The organism is Devosia geojensis, assembly GCF_000969415.1.
Taxonomy (GTDB): Bacteria; Pseudomonadota; Alphaproteobacteria; order Rhizobiales; family Devosiaceae; genus Devosia; species Devosia geojensis.
Window position 1 is genome coordinate 109,391 of sequence record NZ_JZEX01000124.1, and the last position, 18,106, is coordinate 127,496.

Here is an 18,106-nt window from a genome sequence, read left to right on the forward strand (position 1 = left end):
AGAAGATGGCACACAAGAAAGCTGGCGGTTCTTCCCGCAACGGTCGCGATACGGCCGGCCGCCGTCTCGGCATCAAGAAGTTCGGTGGCGAAACCGTCGTTGCCGGCAACATCATCGTGCGTCAGCGCGGCACCAAGTGGCATCCCGGCACGGGCGTGGGCCTGGGCAAGGACCACACGATCTATGCCCTCGTCGACGGCAACGTGACGTTCCGCACCCGCGCCAACTCGAAAGTCTTCGTGTCCGTGACCCCGGCAGAGGCCGCCGAATAACCCGGCACGGACCTCAACCCCTGCCGGAGACCTTCTCCCCGGCAGGCGCTAGAGCCAAAAGCATCGAAGGGGAGCCGGTCGCCGGTTCCCCTTTCTCGTTGGAGAAGCCAGATGCGGCTCTATCTCTCGTCCTACCGGCTCGGCGACACGCCCGGCGACCTCGTGACCCTGATGCGTGGCGGCACCCGCGCCCTGATCGTCGCCAACGCCCTCGACGCCATTCCGGCGGAGCGGCGCGAAGCCTACCGGGCAAACGTCTACGACCCGGTGGCCGAGTTCGCCCGTCTCGGCATCGCGGCCGAGCTCATTGACCTGAGGCTGGCCGGCACCCCTGCGCAACTGCGGGCAAGGCTCGAAACCTCCGACCTCGTCTGGGTGATGGGCGGCAACAGTTTCGTCCTGCGCCGGGCGATGCGCATGAGCGGGTTCGAGAAGGTGATCGTCGAGCTTCTTGCCGCCGACGCCCTCGTTTACGGCGGCTTCAGCGCCGGAGCGGTGGTGGCAACGCCCACCTTGCGCGGCATAGAGCTGATGGACGATCCTTACGGGATTCCGCGCGGCTATGATCCCGAAATCGTCTGGGACGGCCTCAACCTCGTCGATTTCTCCATCGTGCCGCATTTCGAATCCGATCATCCTGAATCGGCGCTGGCCAAGGCGACCGCCCTGCGGCTCGAACGCCTGGGGCTCGCTCACCGGACGCTGCGCGACGGACAAGCAATCGTGGTCGACGGGCAGGATGTGCGATTTCTGGGAGGAAGCAATGACGAAGCTGCGTGAGGCCCTGCCCGAAACCCTGCGCACGGCGCGGCTGACGCTCGCCCCGCCGCGGCTCACGGACCTGCCCGAGCTGGTGCCGCTCGCCGACAACGAGAACGTCACCCGCTGGACCACGCGCATGCCCTACCCCTACGCGCATGCCGACGGCGTCGATTTCGTCGAGAACATCGCGACGGGCGCGGACCAGAAGCCCTATGCGCTGCGCAACGAGGACGGCGCATTCATCGGCGTCGCCAGCCTCATGTTCCACGCGCAGCTTCCCGAAGTCGGCTATTGGCTGGGCGAGCCCTTCTGGGGCCGCGGCTATGCCAGCGAAGCGCTCGGCGCGCTCGTTGCCGCGGCGCGGGCAACAGGCCTTGCCCCGATGCTCGCGGCCAAGGCGCTCGCCGACAACAAGGCTTCCCTGCGGGTGCTGGAAAAGCAGGGCTTCCAGCGCGTGCGCGAAGTGCCGGACGACTCGGACCGCCACAAGGGCAAGCCGACCGTCCATCTCGAGCTGGAGTTCGAGCGATGAGCGTGACCCTGACGACACCCCACCTCACGCTGCGCGAGCCCACGATGGACGACGCCGGCAACATCGCGAAATACCTCAACGATTTCGCGGTGTCGGGAAACCTGGCGCGCGTGCCGTTCCCTTATGGCCGGGCGGATGCCGAGGCGTGGCTGAAGACCCGGCGACCGGGACTGACCCCTGCGCAAACGAGCTTTGCCATCGATATTCCCGCCCAGGGGTGCGTCGGGGTCGTCGGCTTTCATCAGGGGGTCAACGGCACGGTGCTCGGCTATTGGCTGGCGCGCCCGTTCTGGGGCCAGGGCCTGATGACCGAGGCGGCGGGAACGGCCGTCGACTGGTTCTTCGAGCGGACCGATGCGAACCGCATCCTCTCCGGCCTCTTCCACTTCAACGCCGCTTCCCTCGCCGTGCAGGAGAAGCTCGGCTTTGCCGTCATCGGGCGCTCTCGGCTCGTCTGCCTTGCGCGCGGGGCCGAGCTGGAGCATATCGACACGGAACTGACGCGTAGCGTCTGGAAGGCACGCAAGACATGAAATTCCTCGATCAGGCCAAGATCTACCTTCGCGCCGGCGACGGCGGGGCCGGGTGCGTGTCCTTCCGGCGCGAGAAGTTCATCGAGTTCGGCGGCCCCGACGGGGGCAATGGCGGACGCGGCGGCGACGTGATCGTGGAATGCGTCGACGGGCTGAACACCCTCATCGACTATCGCTACCAGCAGCACTTCAAGGCCGGCAAGGGCACCCATGGCATGGGCAAGAACCGCACCGGCGCCGACGGCAAGGATTCGATCCTGCGCGTGCCGGTCGGCACGCAGATCCTCGAGGACGACCGGGAAACGCTGATCGCCGACATGACCGAAGTCGGCCAGCGCGTCGTGCTGTTGAAGGGCGGCAATGGCGGCTTCGGCAACGCCTATTTCAAGACCAGCGCCAACCAGGCGCCGCGCCACGCCAATCCCGGCCAGGAAGGCGCGGAAAAGTGGGTGTGGCTGCGCTTGAAGCTCATCGCCGATGCCGGGCTCGTCGGCCAGCCCAATGCCGGCAAGTCGACCTTTCTTGCCGCCGTCTCGGCCGCCAAGCCCAAGATCGCCGACTATCCCTTCACCACGCTCCACCCCAATCTCGGCGTCGTCAGCATCGGCGGCAACGACTTCGTGCTGGCCGACATTCCCGGCCTCATCGAGGGGGCGAGCGAGGGCATCGGCATCGGCGACAGGTTCCTCGGCCATATCGAGCGCTGCGAGGTGCTGATCCACCTGATCGACGGCACCCAGGACGACGTCGCCAACGCCTATCGCGTCATCCGCTCCGAGCTCGGGCTCTACAAGGAAGAGCTGGCCGAGAAGGCCGAGATCGTTGTGCTCAACAAGGTCGACGCCATCGCGCCCGAGGAATTGAAGGAGAAGGTGCGCGCGCTCCGCAAGGCCAGCAAGCAGGAGGTCCACGAGGTCTCGGGCGTGACCGGCAAGGGCGTCGACGACGTGCTCTATGCGGTGGTGAGGACGCTCGACGAGGCGCGCGCCGAAAAGGCCGAGGCGGAGCGCCGCAAGATCGAGGGGAGCTGGAAGCCTTGACGAGCCCCCTTTCCGCATACAGGCGCATCACCATCAAGATCGGCTCGGCGCTGCTTGTCGACGCGGCGACCGGCCGGCCGCGTGCGGAATGGCTGAGGGGCCTTGCCGAGGACCTCGCGGCCCTCAAGGCCGAGGGGCGCGAGCTCGTCATCGTCTCCTCGGGCGCCATCGCGCTCGGGCGCCGCATCCTCGGGCTCGACGCTCTCTCGCTGTCGCTGGAGCAGAGCCAGGCGGCGGCCAGCGTCGGCCAGATCGCGCTCTCGGAGGCCTGGAACAGGGCCTTTGCCGAGCATGGCATCGTCACGGGGCAGATCCTCATCACGCCCAACATCACCGAGGAGCGCCGCTACTACCTCAACGCGCGCACCACCATCTCGACGCTCATCGGCATGGGCGCTGTGCCGATCATCAACGAGAACGATTCGGTCGCGACCGCCGAGATCCGCTACGGCGACAACGACCGGCTCTCGGCGCGCGTCGCCACCATGATCGAGGCGGACCTGTTGATCCTGCTCTCGGACGTCGACGGGCTCTATACCGCCCCGCCGGCCAGGGACCCGGCAGCCCGGCACATCGGCGAGGTCGCGGCGATCACGCCCGCCATCGAGGCGATGGCGGGCGGCGCGGCGAGCCACCTGTCGCGCGGCGGCATGACCACCAAGATCGAGGCGGGCAAGATCGCGACCAAGGCGGGCACGGCGATGATCATCGCCCGCGGCACCGAGGCGCACCCGATCCGCGCTATTGCCGAGGGCGCGCGCCACACGCTCTTCCAGCCCGCCCAGAGCCGGGCGCAGGCGAGGAAACGCTGGATCATGGGCTCGCTCGCTGTTAGCGGCAGCCTCACCCTCGATGCCGGGGCGGTGAAGGCGCTCCTCACCGGCAAGTCGCTGCTGCCGGTCGGCGTCACCAAGGTCACGGGCACGTTCGAGCGCGGCGACGCGGTTTCCATTCTCGACCCCGATGGCCGCGAGATCGCGCGCGGGCTCGTCGGCCTCGACGGCGAAGAAGCGCGCCTCGTCAAGGGCAAGAAGGGACCGGCCGTGCAGGAGATGCTGGGCCTCGGCACGCGCGCCGAACTGGTGCACCGGGACAATCTGGTGCTATTGGCAGGGCAAGCGGAGGAGGTTTGAATGAGCGCGCTGGAAAAGAACCAGTCGCTGGCCGAGCTGATGGCCGGGATCGGCGTCAAGGCGCGCGCTGCCGCCAGAGTGCTGGCGACGGCGAGCGCCGAGCGCAAGCACGCAGCCCTCATCGGCGCGGCCGAGACGGTGCGCCGCAACGCCGACGCCATCCTTGCCGCCAACGCCCTCGACATGGACGCAGCCGAGGAAAAGGGCATCTCCAAGGCTTTCCTGGACCGGTTGAAGCTCAATACGCAGCGGCTCGAGGGCATCGTCGACGCCTTGCGCACCATCGCCGAGCTTCCTGATCCCGTAGGCTCGATCATCGCCGAATGGGACCGGCCGAACGGCCTCCACATCGAGCGGGTGAGGACGCCCCTCGGCGTCATCGGCGTCATCTTCGAGAGCCGCCCGAACGTCACCGCCGACGCCGGGGCGCTCTGCCTAAAATCGGGCAACGCGGTGATCCTGCGCGGCGGCTCGGACAGCGTCCATTCCTCGCGCGCCCTCGTCGAATGCCTCTGGCAGGGGCTGGAGCAAGCCGGCCTGCCGCGCGATGCCGTCCAGCTCGTGCCGGTGACCGACCGCGAGGCGGTCGGCGAGATGCTGAAGGGCCTCAACGGCAATATCGACGTGATCGTGCCGCGCGGCGGCAAGACGCTGGTGGCGCGCGTCGAGACCGAGGCGCGGGTACCGGTCTTTGCCCATCTCGAGGGCATCGTCCACGTCTACATCGACAAATCCGCCGACCTCGACAAGGCCGTGACCGTTACCCTCAACGCCAAGATGCGCCGCACCGGCATCTGCGGGGCGGCCGAGACGCTGCTCGTCCATCGCGACGCGCTCGACACGCACCTGCTGCCGATCCTTAAGGCGCTGATGGCCAAGGGCTGCGAAATCCGCGGCGACGCCGAGGTGATGCGCCGCCTGCCCTCAGCCAAAGCCGCAACCGAAGAGGATTGGCGGACCGAATACGAGGACGCCATCATTTCGGTCAAGGTGGTCGGCAGCGTCGAGGACGCCATCGCCCACATCGAGCACTATTCCTCCCACCACACCGAGGCGATCATCGCCGAGGACCCGATGGCGGTCGAAAAGTTCTTCGCCGCCATCGACTCGGCGATCCTGCTGCACAACGCGTCGACCCAGTTCGCCGATGGCGGCGAATTCGGCTTTGGCGGCGAGATCGGCATCGCGACCGGCAAGATGCACGCGCGCGGCCCCGTCGGCGTCGAGCAGCTGACAAGCTTCAAGTACCGCGTGCGCGGCGACGGCCAGACGAGGCCGTAGTTGCCAGCTCTGACGGAAATATCGAGGTACACCCCCCTCCCGGCCTCGGCGCGCGCCCTGCGAGCCCGCCCCTGCTCGCAGGACCGCACCACTTGCTGACCCATCGTCGTCAAATCATTCCCGGCATCACCGACCTGCCGCCCTCGGCGCGCGGCATGCGCATCGGCCTCTTCGGCGGCAGCTTCAACCCCGTGCATGACGGGCACAAGCTCGTTGCCGAGGAGGCCATCAAGAAGCTCGACCTCGACGCGGTCTGGGTGCTGGTGACCCCCGGCAACCCGTTGAAGGACCACTCCGAGCTCGCTCCGCTCAGCCAACGGGTGGAAGGGGCGCGCGCGCTGATGGGCAGCCCCTCGATCCGCGTCACCGGCTTCGAGGCGGCCAAGGGGTTCCGCTATTCCTATGAGACCATAAAATTCCTGAAGGCGAGCCTGGCGGACCGGAAATTCGTCTGGATCATGGGCGCCGACAACATGGTGGGTTTCCACCGCTGGGAGCGCTGGCGCGACATCGCGCGGCTCCTGCCGATGGCGGTCTATGTGCGCCCGGGCTCCTCGCGCCTTGCCCCCGCCTCGCGCGCCGCGACGGCCCTCGCCCGCTACCGGATCGACGAGAGCGAGGCGGCGACGCTTGCCGACCGGCGCCCGCCGGCCTGGGTCTATCTGCATGGGCTGATGTCGAGCCTCTCCTCGACGGCCATCCGCGCCCGCGACAACTCGCGCGGGACGAAATAATCCCGCCATCTTGCACCGCTAGCCTGCAAAGCGCATATTGATGAGGCGTGATCGTGATCACCATATGGGAATGACCGCTTGTTCCTGGTACGACAGACAAGGTCCATTCGCACAACTCAAGAGGATGCTCTGACAACGCATGACCCATGCTGACAACGCGTGGGCGGGAAGCCATTGCTGATGGTGACCCTGCCCCAGAAGGCCTCTGAGGAGGCCGCCAAGGCGAACCCCGCAACTCCTCAACGCGCCATGATCGACGTGGTGCTCGACAGCCTCGATGATGCCAAGGCCGAGAACACCGTCGCCATCGACATCACCGGCAAATCCTCGCTCTCCGACCACATGGTCGTGACCTCCGGCCGCTCCCACCGGCATGTCGGCGCCGTCGCCGACCAGCTGATGCGTGCGCTCAAGGACGAGGGATACGGCTCGCCGCGCGTCGAGGGACTGCCGCACTGCGACTGGGTGCTGGTCGATGGCGGCGACGTCATCGTCCATATCTTCCGACCGGAAGTGCGCGAGTTCTACAACATCGAGAAGATGTGGCAGGCCGAGTTCTCGGATAACCCGAACTAGCCGATCGTCTCGATGCGGATTTCCATCGCCGCCGTCGGCCGCATGAAGGCGGGGCCGGAACGAGAGCTTGTTGCGCGCTATCTGGAGCGCGCCGCCGGCGGCGGGAAGCCGCTGGCGCTGACCGGGTTCGAGGTTTCCGAAACCACCGAATCCCGGGCGGCCGCCGCTGCCGCCCGCAAGGCCGAGGAAGCCCGCGCGCTCTCGGCGCTCCTGCCGGAAGGCGTACGCGTCGCGCTCGACGAGCGCGGCAGATCCATGGGCTCGGCCGCATTCGCCGAAAGGATCGCGCGCTGGCGCGACGACGGCCGACCGGCGGTGAGCTTCATCATCGGCGGCGCCGACGGGCTCGATCCTGAGTTCGTTGCCGAGGCCGACCTCGTCCTCAGCTTTTCGCCCCTCACCTGGCCGCACCAGATGGTGCGCATCATGCTGGCCGAGCAGCTCTATCGCGCAACGACCATCCTTGCCGGGCACCCCTACCACCGGGGAGACTGAAGACGGATCGCCGCCTCTTATGGTTAAGCAATGTTAACTTCCGGTTGTGGACCCGGTTGCTAAGCTCGCCGCCGTTGATTCGCGGCGCGCGATGAGAAGAGGCTGAGAAGGCGGCGGTGGCGGTTCTGCCCGGTTTGCGATGGATGACGATGGGCGCGGGGCTCGGCCTTGCGCTCGCGCTCGGCTGGCCGGCGATCGCCCAGACGCAGCCGCAGGCTCCGCCGGCCCAAGAAGGCCCGCCGGCGCAGGACGAGACCGCGCCCGAGGCGCCCGCAACCGGGGCCGACCCCGCCGAGCCGACGCCGGCCGACGCGCCGGACGCCGAAACATCCACCGAGCCGCAGACCGTCGAGGAAGCGCAGGAGACCCTCACCGAGATCGAGCGCTCGATCACCCTTTCGCGCGAGCGGGCCGACGAATTGCGGGGCGAGATCGCCGAGATGGAGGGCGACCGCACCCGGCAGAATGCCGCCCTCATCGCTGCCGCCCAGCGTGTCAAGCTGGCCGAAATCGAGGTCGCCGACATCGAGCAGCGGCTCGACGAGCTGATCGTTTCCGAGCTCGAGGTGCGGGGGCGCCTCGACGGGGCCGACGCCGAGATCGCCAACGTCCTGGCAGCCCTCGCCCGCATCTCGCGCAACCCGCCCCCCGCCCTGCTCGTCGATCCATCCGACGCGCTGGGGTCGGCCCGCGGCGCCCTCCTCATCTCGGCCATCCTGCCGCAACTGCAGGAGAGGGCCGCGACCATCACCGCCGACCTCACCCGCCTGACGGAAATCAAAGGGCAGATGCTCGAGGAAGAAGAGCTGCTGCGCGCCAACTTCGCCGTGCTCGAAGAAGAGCAGCTGCGCATCGCGACCCTGATCCTTGCGAGGAAACAGGGGGTCGACACCATGAACGAGGAACTGGCGGTCGAGGAGCAGGAGGCCGTCGCGCTCGCCGAGCGGGCGACGACCCTGCGCGACCTCATCGCCAGCCTCAACGAGCGCATGAACGCGGCAAGCGCCGTCGCCGAGGCCGGCACCGTGCCGACCCTCAGCGAGGAGGAGATCCAGGTCGCCCTCGCCAACACCGCCCGAACCGAACCGGCGGTGCCCTTCGAGCAGGTGCGCGGCTGGCTCGCCCGCCCGGCCAACGGCGTCACCGTGGTAGACTACGGCGCCAATGACGGGTTCGGCGGCATCGCCCACGGCGTTTCTCTGGTCACCAGGGCTGAGGCGCAGGTGGTTTCGCCCGCCGACGGCTGGGTGCTCTACAAGGGTCCCTACCTCAATTACGGCCAAATCGTCATTCTCAATACAGGCCAGAACTACACCGCGCTCCTCGCCGGGCTGGAAACCGTGACCGTCGACATCGGCCAGTTCGTGCTGATGGGCGAGCCGGTCGGCACCATGGGATCACGCACAATTGGCCGTATGGTCACGACCAGCGCTGGCAACTCGCAACCGACCCTCTATATTGAACTGCGCCGCGACAACGAGCCGATCGATCCCACCGGCTGGTGGGCGCGCGAAGCCCAAACTGAAAGTGGATGATTTCTTGATGCGCCTCACGACTCTCCGTTCGGCCGCCCTGACCCTGGCGTTGCTCCTGCCGGCGCTGCCTGTCTCGACGACCCTCGCCCAGGACCAGGACGAAGCCGCGGTGGACGCTGCCGCGAGCGTCGAGCGCGATCCGCTCGAAATCTATTCGGACCTCAACCTCTTCGGCGAGATCTTCGACCGCATCCGCGCCGAATATGTCGACGCCCCGGACGAGAAGGAGCTGATCCGCGCCGCGATCCAGGGCATGCTGACCTCCCTCGACCCGCATTCGGGATACCTGCCGCCCGCCGAATACGACGAGGTGCGCGAGGATACGTCGGGCACCTTCGGGGGCCTCGGGATCGAGGTCACCATGGAGGACGGCATCGTCAAGGTCGTCACGCCCATGGACGAAACGCCGGCCGCCCGCGCCGGGGTGCTCGCCAACGACCTCATCGTCGAGATCGACGGAGAGTCGATCCAGGGCCTCTCCCTCGACGAGGCGGTGGAAAAGATGCGCGGGCCCGTCGGCACCGACATCGAGATCACCGTGGTGCGCGAAGGCGTGTCCCAGCCGCTCGAATTCTCGATGACGCGCGACATCATCGCGCTGCGCGCGGTGCGCTGGTCGATGGAAGGGGATGTGGGCGTGCTGCGCCTTGCCCGCTTCTCCGAGCAGGCGTTCGTGGGCATCGAGAACGCCATCAACGAGATCTACGACGAGCGCGGCGGCGAGCCGCCCAAGGGCCTGATCCTCGACCTGCGCAACAATCCGGGCGGGCTCGTCGACCAGTCGGTGTTCGTCGCCGATGCGTTCCTCAAGCAAGGCTCGGTGGTGCTGACCCGCGGGCGTCTGCCCGAGGAGAGCGCGCGCTACGACGCCAAGCCCGACGCGCTCGACGAGAAGATCGCCGAAGTGCCGCTGGTGGTGCTGATCAATGGCGGCTCGGCCTCGGCCGCCGAGATCGTCGCCGGCGCCCTGCAGGACCACAAGCGCGCCACGCTCGTCGGCACCCGCTCCTTCGGCAAGGGATCGGTGCAGTCGATCATCTCGCTCGGACCCAACGGGGCGATGCGACTGACCACCGCGCGTTACTACACGCCCAACAACCGCTCCATCCAGGCCGCCGGCATCCAGCCCGACATCGTCGTCACGCAGGTGGTGCCGGAGGAATTCCAGGGCCGCGACGAGATTATCGGCGAGGCTGGGCTTGCCGGCCATATCGCCGGCGAAGCCGAGGAGGAACCGACGGTCGGCTCCTCGGTCTACGTGCCGATCGAGCAGACCGAAGACACCCAGCTCCAGTACGCGATCCGCCTGATCAACGGGCAAGAGACCAATCCGGCCTTCCCGCCGACGCCCGAGAGCTGATGTGCTAAATGAGGGGCTGGCCGGGGCGGCGTGATTCGCCCTCCGGCCAGCTTTCGTTCACTTCGCGAGCCTTGGGGGCCATGGCCGAAGATCTCAGCGCACCACTACGCAGCCGCCGGCGCCGCGCCGCGGACGCCGGGCGCCTGGGGAACGGCTTGCCGCTTGCCCGGATCGGCGCGGCCCTCATCCTCCTCATTGTCGGCGTCGTCGCCGGCTGGCTCGTCTTCTCCGACGATCCCGATGGGGGCAGGCCTGTCGCAGAGGCGCCCATCGGGTCGCCCCATGACGGCAACGCCATCGCCGGGCAGGTCGCGGCGACGCCCGGCCAGGTGACCATCACTGCCGACCCCCAGCAATACCCAGTCGGCGAAACACCGGCTTCTCCCGCAACCCTGGCGCAGGCAGAGGCCCCTGCCGGTACCGCCGTCATCGACCCCGACCTCATCGAGGAAGGGCCGCAGGGCCCCATCCCCCGCGCCTCGGGAACCGGCAAGACGCCGTTCGCCACCTATAAACGCCCGCTCGCCGCGCCCCTGACGCCCGGCCGTCCGGCCGTCGCCATCCTCGTCGTCGGACTCGGCATCAACGAAGCCGGCTCGCTCGAGGCGATCGAGCGCCTACCCGATGCGGTGAGCCTTGCCTTCGCGCCCTATGGCCGCTCCCTCGGGACCGTCGTCGCCTCCGCCCGCGGCGCCGGCCACGAGATCTTCCTCGAGGTGCCGCTGGAGCCCTTCGACTATCCCGACAACGATCCCGGCCCCCAGACGCTCGTCACCGGGGCCGAGCCGCGCGCCAACCTCGAAAAACTCTTCTGGCTGCTTTCGCGCTTTTCCGGCTATGCCGGCGTCGTTAACAACATGGGCGCGCGCTTCACCGCCTCGGGCGTCGATTTCGCCCCGGTGATGGAGGAGCTTGGCCTGCGCGGCCTCGGCTATCTCGATGACGGCTCCTCCAACCGTTCCCTCGCGCGTGAACTCGCCGCCGCCAACAAGGTGCCGTTTTCGCGTGCCGACATGACGCTCGATACCAACCCGGAGAGCGGCGCGATCCTCGCCGCCCTCGCCGACCTGGAAGCCAAGGCAAGGCAGACCGGCAGCGCCATCGGCGTCGTCAGCGCCCTGCCGGTGTCGATCCGCACCGTCGCCGAGTGGGCGGCGACGCTCGAAGCCAAGAACGTGACGCTGGTGCCGGCCAGCGCGCTGATGGAATAGGACTTTTTGCCATGCATGATCCCGCGACCCTGCGCGAAAAGCTGCCCTATCGCGACTGCGTCGGGGTGGCCGTGTTCAACCGGGACGGCAAGGTGTTCATGGGCCGGCGCATGCCCGAGGGCGACCCGGAAAATGCGCCGGAGAGGGGCGCGCCCTGGCAGATGCCGCAGGGCGGCATCGATCCGGGCGAGACGCCCTACCAGGCGGCGCTGCGCGAGCTCTTCGAGGAGACCAACATCTCCTCGGTCAGCCTCGTCGCCGAGGCGCCCGAGTGGATCCACTACGACCTGCCCGACGAGCTGCTGGGGGTCGTGCTCAAAGGCAAGTACCGCGGGCAGCGCCAGCGCTGGTTCGCCTTCGCTTTCACCGGACCCGACGGCGAGATCGACGTCGCCGCGCCCGGCGGCGGCAAGCACAAGCCCGAATTCGACGCCTGGCGCTGGGAGCTGCTCGACAGGGCTCCCGATATCATCGTGCCGTTCAAACGCGACGCATACGAGCAGGTCGCCGCCGCCTTCGCCGACATCCCGCGCCGCTTCACCCACGTCTAAAGCCATGCGAACCATCGGCCTCATCGGCGGCATGAGCTGGGAATCGAGCGCCCACTACTACCGCATCCTCAATGAGGAGACCGCCCGGCGCCTGGGCGGCCTGCATTCGGCCGAGGTGATCCTGCACTCGGTCGATTTCGCGCCGATCGAGGCGATGCAGCGCGCCGACGACTGGCAGGCGGCGGGCGTGCGCCTGGCAGGCGTTGCGCGCGGGCTCGTCGCGGCGGGGGCTGAGGTGCTGGGGCTTGCCACCAACACCATGCACATCGTTGCCGACGAGATGACGGCGGGGCTCGACGCCCGCTTCGTCCACATCGCCGATCCGACCGCCGAGGCGCTGCTCGCCGACGGCTTCGGGAGGGTCGGGCTCCTCGGCACGCGCTTCACGCTCGAAAAGCCGTTCTACCGCGAGCGGCTGAACGCGCGCGGGCTCGACGTGCTGGTGCCGGAGGTGGATGTGACCAACCTCAACGGGATCATCTACGATGAGCTGTGCAGGGGGATCGTCACCGAGGACTCCCGCCGCCGCTACGTTTCCGCCATCGAGCTGCTCGCCGCGCGCGGCGCCGAGGCGGTGATCCTCGGCTGCACGGAGATCGGCATGCTGATCGACGACTCCGTCAGTCCCCTGCCGGTCTACGACACCACCGAACTGCACGCCAAGGCGCTGGTCGCCGCGGCGCTGGAGTAGACCTCAAGCGGTGCGGAATCGACCACTCCTTCGCCTCCCTCCCCTTGAGGGGGGTTGTGTGGATCGCTGATGGACCCCCACCCCCGCCCCCTCCCCTCAAGGGGGAGGGGAGCCGGCCTCCTCCGGTCGAACATGACAGAGTCTAGGCAGCGCGACGGCGGTCTGCGGCTTCCGCAGCGTCCTCGACGACGAATACGTCGACGATGCGGTCGAGTTCGTTGGCCTGCGCTTCCGTTTGCTCGATGGCCGCGTTGGTTTCCTCGACGAGGGCGGCGTTGTGCTGGGTCATCTCGTCCATCTGCCGCACGGCGCCGTTGACCTCCTCGATGGCGGCGGCCTGTTCGCGGCTCTCGGCCGCGATCGATTCGACGAGCTGCGTATTGGCGCGCGCTTCCTCGAGCATGGCGGCCAGCTTGGCGGCGGCATCGGCGACGAGCCTCGCGCCGCCATTGACTTCGTCGGCCGATTTTTCGATGAGCGCCTTGACCTCCGAGGACGCCTCGGCCGCCGACTGGGCGAGGCGGCGCACTTCGACGGCGACGACGGCAAACCCCTTGCCGGCCTCTCCGGCGCGCGCTGCTTCCACGGACGCGTTGAGCGCCAGGAGGTTGGTCTGGAAGGCGATGTCGTCGATCATGCCGATGATCGACGAGATCCTGGCCGACGATGCCGAGATGCGCTCCATGGCCTCGTTCGCCCGGCCCATCACCGCGCCGCCCTCTTCGGCCGTCTGCGCGACGCGATGCGCGTTGCCGCTGGCATCGCGCGCCTTCCCGGCGTTCCGCAGCACGGTGGCCGCGAGCTGCTCCATGGCCGCCGAGGTTTCCTCGATGGTCGCCGCCTGCCGGGTCGTGCGCCCGGAAAGGTCGTTGGCCCCGGACAGGATCTCGCCCGTCGCCATCTTGAGGGACCGGGAGGTGCGCTTGATCTGCGCGACGACCGCGCCGAACTGGGTGACCGTTCCGTTGAGGGCATGGCGCAGGTCCTCGAACTCGGCGGGGAACGGCGTCTCGATGCTGGCGGTGAGGTCCCCGGCCGACAGGCGCTCCAGCGCCTCGCCGACGGCCGCGACGGTCTGCTTCCTCGCGGTGACGTCACTCGCCAGCTGCACGATCTTGTAGGGAATCCCGTCGATGCCGAGGATAGGGTTGAATGTCGACTGGATCCACACTTCCCGCCCGTCGCGCGTGCGCCGGCGGTACTCGCCTCTGCGGAACTCGCCGCCGGCAAGATCGGCCCAGAATCGCCGATAAGCCTCCGAACCAGGATCGGCATCGAAGAGGAATTTCGCGTTGGGTGCGCCAACGACCTCCTCCAGGTCGTAGCCGACCAGGGCAAGAAAGTTGTCGTTGGCCGAGATCACTTCGCCGGTGAGGGTGAATTCGACGACGATCTGGGATTTCGACATGGCGGCGAGCTGGCCGGTATGGTCCGCCGCCTCCTCGAGGTGCCGGCGGGTCTCCTCGCCGAGCTCGGCGATCCGCTTGGAGTTGCCGCGGAAGACCTCCACCGCCTGCGCCATGACGCCGATCTCGTTGCTGCGTCCGGTATAGGGCACCTGTCTCTCGAACTCGCCCTCGGCGATCGCCGCCATCACCCGCGAGAGCCGGGGGATGGGACGCGTCAGGGCATGCGAGACGAGGAAGGCGAGCCCGCCGATGACGACGAGCGAGAGCGCCCCCACCATCAGCAGAAGGTTGCGGGTATTGCCGATGAGCGCGTTGATCGGCGCGCGCTCGACCGCGACCATCAGCGCGCCGAGCACCTGGCCATCCGGATGGACGATCGGCTGGTGATGGGTGTAATAGCCGACGCCCTCGATGACCGACTCGCCGCGCACGGGCTGCCCGGCGATCAGCGCCTCGTGGAGAGCGGTGCCCGGGGTAATAGAATCGAGCGCCCGTGTGCCATCGGCGCGGGCGATGCTAGTGGTGCCGGCGACGAAATCCGGGCCCTGCTCGGGGTCGTGCACGTAGATGGTGACATCCTGACCGGCGACATCGGCGATGGCGTCGATGACGTCGTTGCTGCGGAAACGCGGCATGTTGCGCACGACGAAGGCGGAGACCTCGCCGGCCTCGTCCTTGACGACTTCGAGGCTCGGCAGGTTGACCCGCAGGATCTCGCCGCTGATGCGCAAGCCGCTCGTTACCGCGGCATCGGCTTCCTCGCGGACCGAGGCGGAAAGGTTGACGGTGAGGCTGAAGATGACCGCGGCGATGGCGACGGCAATGGAGCCGATGGCGAGCGCGGCAATGGCGAATGTCAGCCTCATATTGGAAAAGAGACGCGAGAACAGTCTCATCTGGCGTTACCCCAAAAACGCCGGGTAGTCGTCCGGCCCCCAAAAAAGTCCATCCGAGGGGGCAGAGTGCCGTCCAAAACCTTAATCGGGCCTTAAGGGAGAACGCGATTGGGGCAACCGTGGCAGTTTGCACAATTTGTATGCAAATGCTCCGCGGCAAAGGGCCCCCTCACCCGACCCCTGCGGGTCGACCTCTCCCCAAGGGAGAGGTGCGCGCGAGCGCCGGGTGGCCTTCATCTGCTGCCCAACAAAAAACCGCCCCGGCGGAGCCGGGGCGGCTGATTGTAACCGGCGGTTTATCCGCGATCAGTGGATATGGGCGCCGTTGATCTGTCCGGCCTCGATGGCGAGGTTGAGGAGCGCGCTGACCAGTTCCTGCGCATAGGTGCGGTCCTCATGCGTTTCGGCCCGCTCCAGCTCTTCCTGGGCCTGCTTGATCTGCTCTTCGAGCTCGGCCTGGCTGAAATCAGCAAGCGAGGACGCTTCCTCGGCGAGGATCGTCAGTCCCTCCGGCGAAACGTCGGCAAAGCCGCCGCGCACGAAGTAGATCTCGGCCTTGCCGTCGGTGCCCGACACCGTGATGAAGCCCGGCCGCAGCGTCGACATGAAGGGCGCATGGTCGGCCATGACGGTGAAGTATCCTTCGGTGCCCGGAACGGTCACCGAACGAACCTCTTCCGACAGCACCAGGTGCTCGGGCGATACGATGTCGATCTTGATGCCTTCGGCCATGGATCTTCGCTTTTGTTAGGCCGCCTGGGCGGCGAGCTTCTGGGCCTTCTTGACGGCATCCTCGATGGTGCCGACCATGTAGAAGGCCGCTTCCGGCAGGTGGTCGTATTCGCCGTTCACCAGACCCTTGAAGCCCTTGATGGTGTCCTCGAGCTGGACGAAGACGCCCGGCGCGCCCGTGAAGACTTCGGCCACGTCGAAGGGCTGGCTCATGAAGCGCTCGATCTTGCGGGCGCGAGCCACGGTCAGCTTGTCCTCTTCGGAGAGCTCGTCCATGCCCAGGATCGCGATGATGTCCTGCAGGGCCTTGTAGCGCTGAAGGATCTGCTGGACAGAACGGGCAACCTCGTAGTGCTCCTGGCCGACGACCTGCGGATCGAGGATGCGTGAGGTGGACCCGAGCGGATCCACGGCCGGGTAGATGCCCTTTTCCGAGATCGAGCGATCGAGAACGGTGGTCGCGTCGAGGTGGGCGAAGGTCGAGGCGGGGGCCGGGTCGGTGATGTCGTCGGCCGGAACGTACACGGCCTGCACCGAGGTGATCGAGCCCTTGGTGGTGGTGGTGATGCGCTCCTGCATGGCGCCCATGTCGGTCGCCAGCGTCGGCTGGTAGCCCACCGCCGAAGGAATGCGGCCGAGCAGCGCCGACATCTCCGCACCCGCCTGGGTGAAGCGGAAGATGTTGTCGACGAAGAACAGCACGTCCTGGCCCTGGTCGCGGAAGTTCTCGGCGACGGTGAGGCCGGTCAGCGCGACGCGGGCGCGGGCCCCCGGGGGCTCGTTCATCTGGCCGAAGACGAGCGCGCACTTGGAACCGGCCGCCGAGCCGTTGTTCTCGTGCGGGTCCTTGTTCACGCCCGATTCGATCATCTCGTGGTAGAGGTCGTTGCCCTCGCGGGTGCGCTCGCCGACGCCGGCGAACACGGAATAACCGCCGTGGGCCTTGGCGACGTTGTTGATCAGCTCCTGGATGAGCACGGTCTTGCCGACGCCGGCGCCGCCGAAGAGGCCGATCTTGCCGCCGCGCGCATAGGGGGCGATGAGATCGACGACCTTGATGCCGGTGACCAGCACTTCGGCTTCCGGGTTCTGCTCGACGAACTCGGGAGCGGGCTGGTGGATCTCGCGCTTGGCCTCGGCGCCGATCGGACCGGCCTCGTCGATGGGCTCGCCGATGACGTTCATGATGCGCCCGAGGGTCGCATCGCCAACGGGCACGGCGATGGCCGAGCCGGTGTCGACGACTTCGCCGCCGCGAACGAGGCCTTCGGTCGAGTCCATGGCGATGGTGCGCACGGTGTTGTCGCCCAGGTGCTGGGCGACCTCGAGGACGAGGCGGCTGCCGTTGTTGTCGGTTTCGAGCGCGTTCAGGATGGCCGGCAGGTGCCCGTCGAACGTCACGTCGACGACGGCGCCGATGACCTGCGAAATGCGACCGGCTTTCTTGTCTGCCATAGTCAAATCCTCGTGGTTCTTTTAGAGCGCCTCGGCGCCCGAGATGATTTCGATGAGTTCCTTGGTGATCTGGGCCTGGCGCTGCCGGTTGTAGGACAGCTGCAGCTTGCCGATCAGCTCACCCGCATTGCGCGTCGCGTTGTCCATGGCCGTCATCTGCGCGCCGTAGAACGAAGCGTTGTTCTCGAGCAGCGCCCGGAACACCTGCACGGCGATGTTGCGCGGCAGAAGGTCGGCAAGGATCGCCTCCTCGCTCGGCTCGTAGTCGTAGTCGAGATCGGCGCCGGCCGCGGCATTCGCCTGCTCGGCCTCGAACTTGGCCGGGATGATCTGCTGGGCGGTCGGCACCTGGCTGATGACCGAGACGAACTTCGAATAGAAGAGCGTGGCGACATCGAACTCGCCCGCCTCGAAGCGCTCAAGAATCTTGGCGGCGATGTCGTGGGCGTTGGCAAAGCCGATCTGGCGCACTTCGCGCAGCGTGATGTAATCGACGATCCTGTCGCCGAAGGTGCGCTTCAAGACATCGTTGCCCTTGCGCCCGACAGTCAGGATCTTGACCGTCTTGCCCTCGGCGATGAGCCGGTTGGCGTGATCGCGCGCCAGGCGCACGATCGAGGAGTTGAAGCCGCCGGCAAGCCCGCGCTCACCGGTCGCAACGACCAGCAGATGCACGTCGTCCTTGCCGGTGCCGGCCAGCAGCGTCGGGGCGCCTTCGCGGCCCTCGTAAACCGAAGAGAGCCCGGCCAGCACCTTACCCATGCGCTCGGCATAGGGACGGGCGGCCGTCGCCGCCTCCTGCGCACGGCGCAGCTTGGCGGCGGCCACCATCTGCATGGCCTTGGTGATCTTCTGGGTCGATTTGACCGAGCCGATCCGGTTCTTGAGGTCCTTCAGCGACGGCATGA

Annotated in this window: 19 protein-coding genes; 15 read left to right on the top strand and 4 right to left on the bottom strand. The window is 67.5% G+C overall.

What is annotated here, in order from left to right:
• Positions 1–5 precede the first annotated feature (5 nt).
• From rpmA to VE25_RS15075, 15 genes are all read left to right on the top strand, one after another.
• Positions 6–272, top strand: a complete 267-nt coding sequence (gene rpmA, locus VE25_RS15005; RefSeq protein ID WP_046109441.1) for a 50S ribosomal protein L27 — start codon at positions 6–8, stop codon at positions 270–272.
• Between the two features lie 111 nt (positions 273–383).
• The gene (locus VE25_RS15010) at positions 384–1,052 is read left to right on the top strand and encodes a Type 1 glutamine amidotransferase-like domain-containing protein (RefSeq protein ID WP_046109442.1); all 669 of its coding nucleotides are present in this window, start codon (positions 384–386) and stop codon (positions 1,050–1,052) included.
• A complete protein-coding gene (locus VE25_RS15015) occupies positions 1,036–1,566 on the top strand; it encodes a GNAT family N-acetyltransferase (protein ID WP_052731998.1) in 531 nt (176 codons plus the stop codon). Before VE25_RS15010 ends, VE25_RS15015 begins: the two co-directional genes overlap by 17 nt.
• The gene (locus tag VE25_RS15020; RefSeq protein ID WP_046109443.1) at positions 1,563–2,099 is read left to right on the top strand and encodes a GNAT family N-acetyltransferase; all 537 of its coding nucleotides are present in this window, start codon (positions 1,563–1,565) and stop codon (positions 2,097–2,099) included. The genes VE25_RS15015 and VE25_RS15020 overlap by 4 nt, the downstream gene beginning before the upstream one ends.
• Positions 2,096–3,139, top strand: coding sequence for a GTPase ObgE (gene obgE, locus VE25_RS15025; protein ID WP_046109444.1), 1,044 nt, complete (start codon positions 2,096–2,098; stop codon positions 3,137–3,139). Before VE25_RS15020 ends, obgE begins: the two co-directional genes overlap by 4 nt.
• Complete coding sequence (proB, locus tag VE25_RS15030; protein WP_439328909.1) at positions 3,127–4,272, top strand: glutamate 5-kinase; 1,146 nt, start codon at positions 3,127–3,129, stop codon at positions 4,270–4,272. Before obgE ends, proB begins: the two co-directional genes overlap by 13 nt.
• Complete coding sequence (locus VE25_RS15035) at positions 4,273–5,553, top strand: glutamate-5-semialdehyde dehydrogenase (RefSeq protein ID WP_046109446.1); 1,281 nt, start codon at positions 4,273–4,275, stop codon at positions 5,551–5,553. It abuts the gene before it with no gap.
• Positions 5,554–5,645: 92 nt separating this feature from the next.
• Complete coding sequence (locus VE25_RS15040) at positions 5,646–6,287, top strand: nicotinate-nucleotide adenylyltransferase (protein ID WP_280136842.1); 642 nt, start codon at positions 5,646–5,648, stop codon at positions 6,285–6,287.
• Between the two features lie 249 nt (positions 6,288–6,536).
• Entirely contained in the window at positions 6,537–6,863 is a 327-nt protein-coding gene (rsfS, locus tag VE25_RS15045) for a ribosome silencing factor (protein WP_046109481.1), read from the top strand.
• Positions 6,864–6,875: 12 nt separating this feature from the next.
• Positions 6,876–7,358 (top strand): 23S rRNA (pseudouridine(1915)-N(3))-methyltransferase RlmH, encoded by a 483-nt coding sequence (gene rlmH / locus VE25_RS15050; protein ID WP_046109447.1) that lies wholly within the window; start codon positions 6,876–6,878, stop codon positions 7,356–7,358.
• A gap of 116 nt (positions 7,359–7,474) precedes the next feature.
• The gene (locus tag VE25_RS15055) at positions 7,475–8,893 is read left to right on the top strand and encodes a murein hydrolase activator EnvC family protein (protein ID WP_152664636.1); all 1,419 of its coding nucleotides are present in this window, start codon (positions 7,475–7,477) and stop codon (positions 8,891–8,893) included.
• A gap of 7 nt (positions 8,894–8,900) precedes the next feature.
• A complete protein-coding gene (locus VE25_RS15060) occupies positions 8,901–10,253 on the top strand; it encodes a S41 family peptidase (RefSeq protein WP_046109448.1) in 1,353 nt (450 codons plus the stop codon).
• A gap of 80 nt (positions 10,254–10,333) precedes the next feature.
• Positions 10,334–11,464, top strand: a complete 1,131-nt coding sequence (locus VE25_RS15065) for a divergent polysaccharide deacetylase family protein (RefSeq protein WP_046109449.1) — start codon at positions 10,334–10,336, stop codon at positions 11,462–11,464.
• A gap of 11 nt (positions 11,465–11,475) precedes the next feature.
• A complete protein-coding gene (locus VE25_RS15070; protein WP_046109450.1) occupies positions 11,476–12,015 on the top strand; it encodes an RNA pyrophosphohydrolase in 540 nt (179 codons plus the stop codon).
• Between the two features lie 4 nt (positions 12,016–12,019).
• Positions 12,020–12,706 carry an aspartate/glutamate racemase family protein gene (locus VE25_RS15075; protein WP_046109451.1) on the top strand — a complete coding sequence of 229 codons (687 nt, stop codon included), beginning with the start codon at positions 12,020–12,022 and terminating at the stop codon, positions 12,704–12,706.
• Positions 12,707–12,848: 142 nt separating this feature from the next.
• Here VE25_RS15075 and VE25_RS15080 read toward each other — a convergent pair whose 3' ends face one another.
• The 4 genes from VE25_RS15080 to VE25_RS15095 all read right to left on the bottom strand — a co-directional run bounded on the left by VE25_RS15080 (position 12,849) and on the right by VE25_RS15095 (position 18,104).
• Positions 12,849–15,011 (bottom strand): methyl-accepting chemotaxis protein, encoded by a 2,163-nt coding sequence (locus tag VE25_RS15080; protein WP_083988974.1) that lies wholly within the window; start codon positions 15,009–15,011, stop codon positions 12,849–12,851.
• A 306-nt stretch (positions 15,012–15,317) separates the two neighbouring features.
• Entirely contained in the window at positions 15,318–15,743 is a 426-nt protein-coding gene (locus VE25_RS15085; protein WP_046109452.1) for a F0F1 ATP synthase subunit epsilon, read from the bottom strand.
• A 15-nt stretch (positions 15,744–15,758) separates the two neighbouring features.
• Positions 15,759–17,198: a F0F1 ATP synthase subunit beta gene (gene atpD, locus VE25_RS15090; protein ID WP_046109453.1), complete on the bottom strand. Its 1,440-nt coding sequence runs from the start codon at positions 17,196–17,198 to the stop codon at positions 15,759–15,761.
• 21 nt (positions 17,199–17,219) lie between these two features.
• A complete protein-coding gene (locus VE25_RS15095) occupies positions 17,220–18,104 on the bottom strand; it encodes a F0F1 ATP synthase subunit gamma (RefSeq protein WP_046109454.1) in 885 nt (294 codons plus the stop codon).
• Between the last annotated feature and the right edge of the window lie 2 nt (positions 18,105–18,106).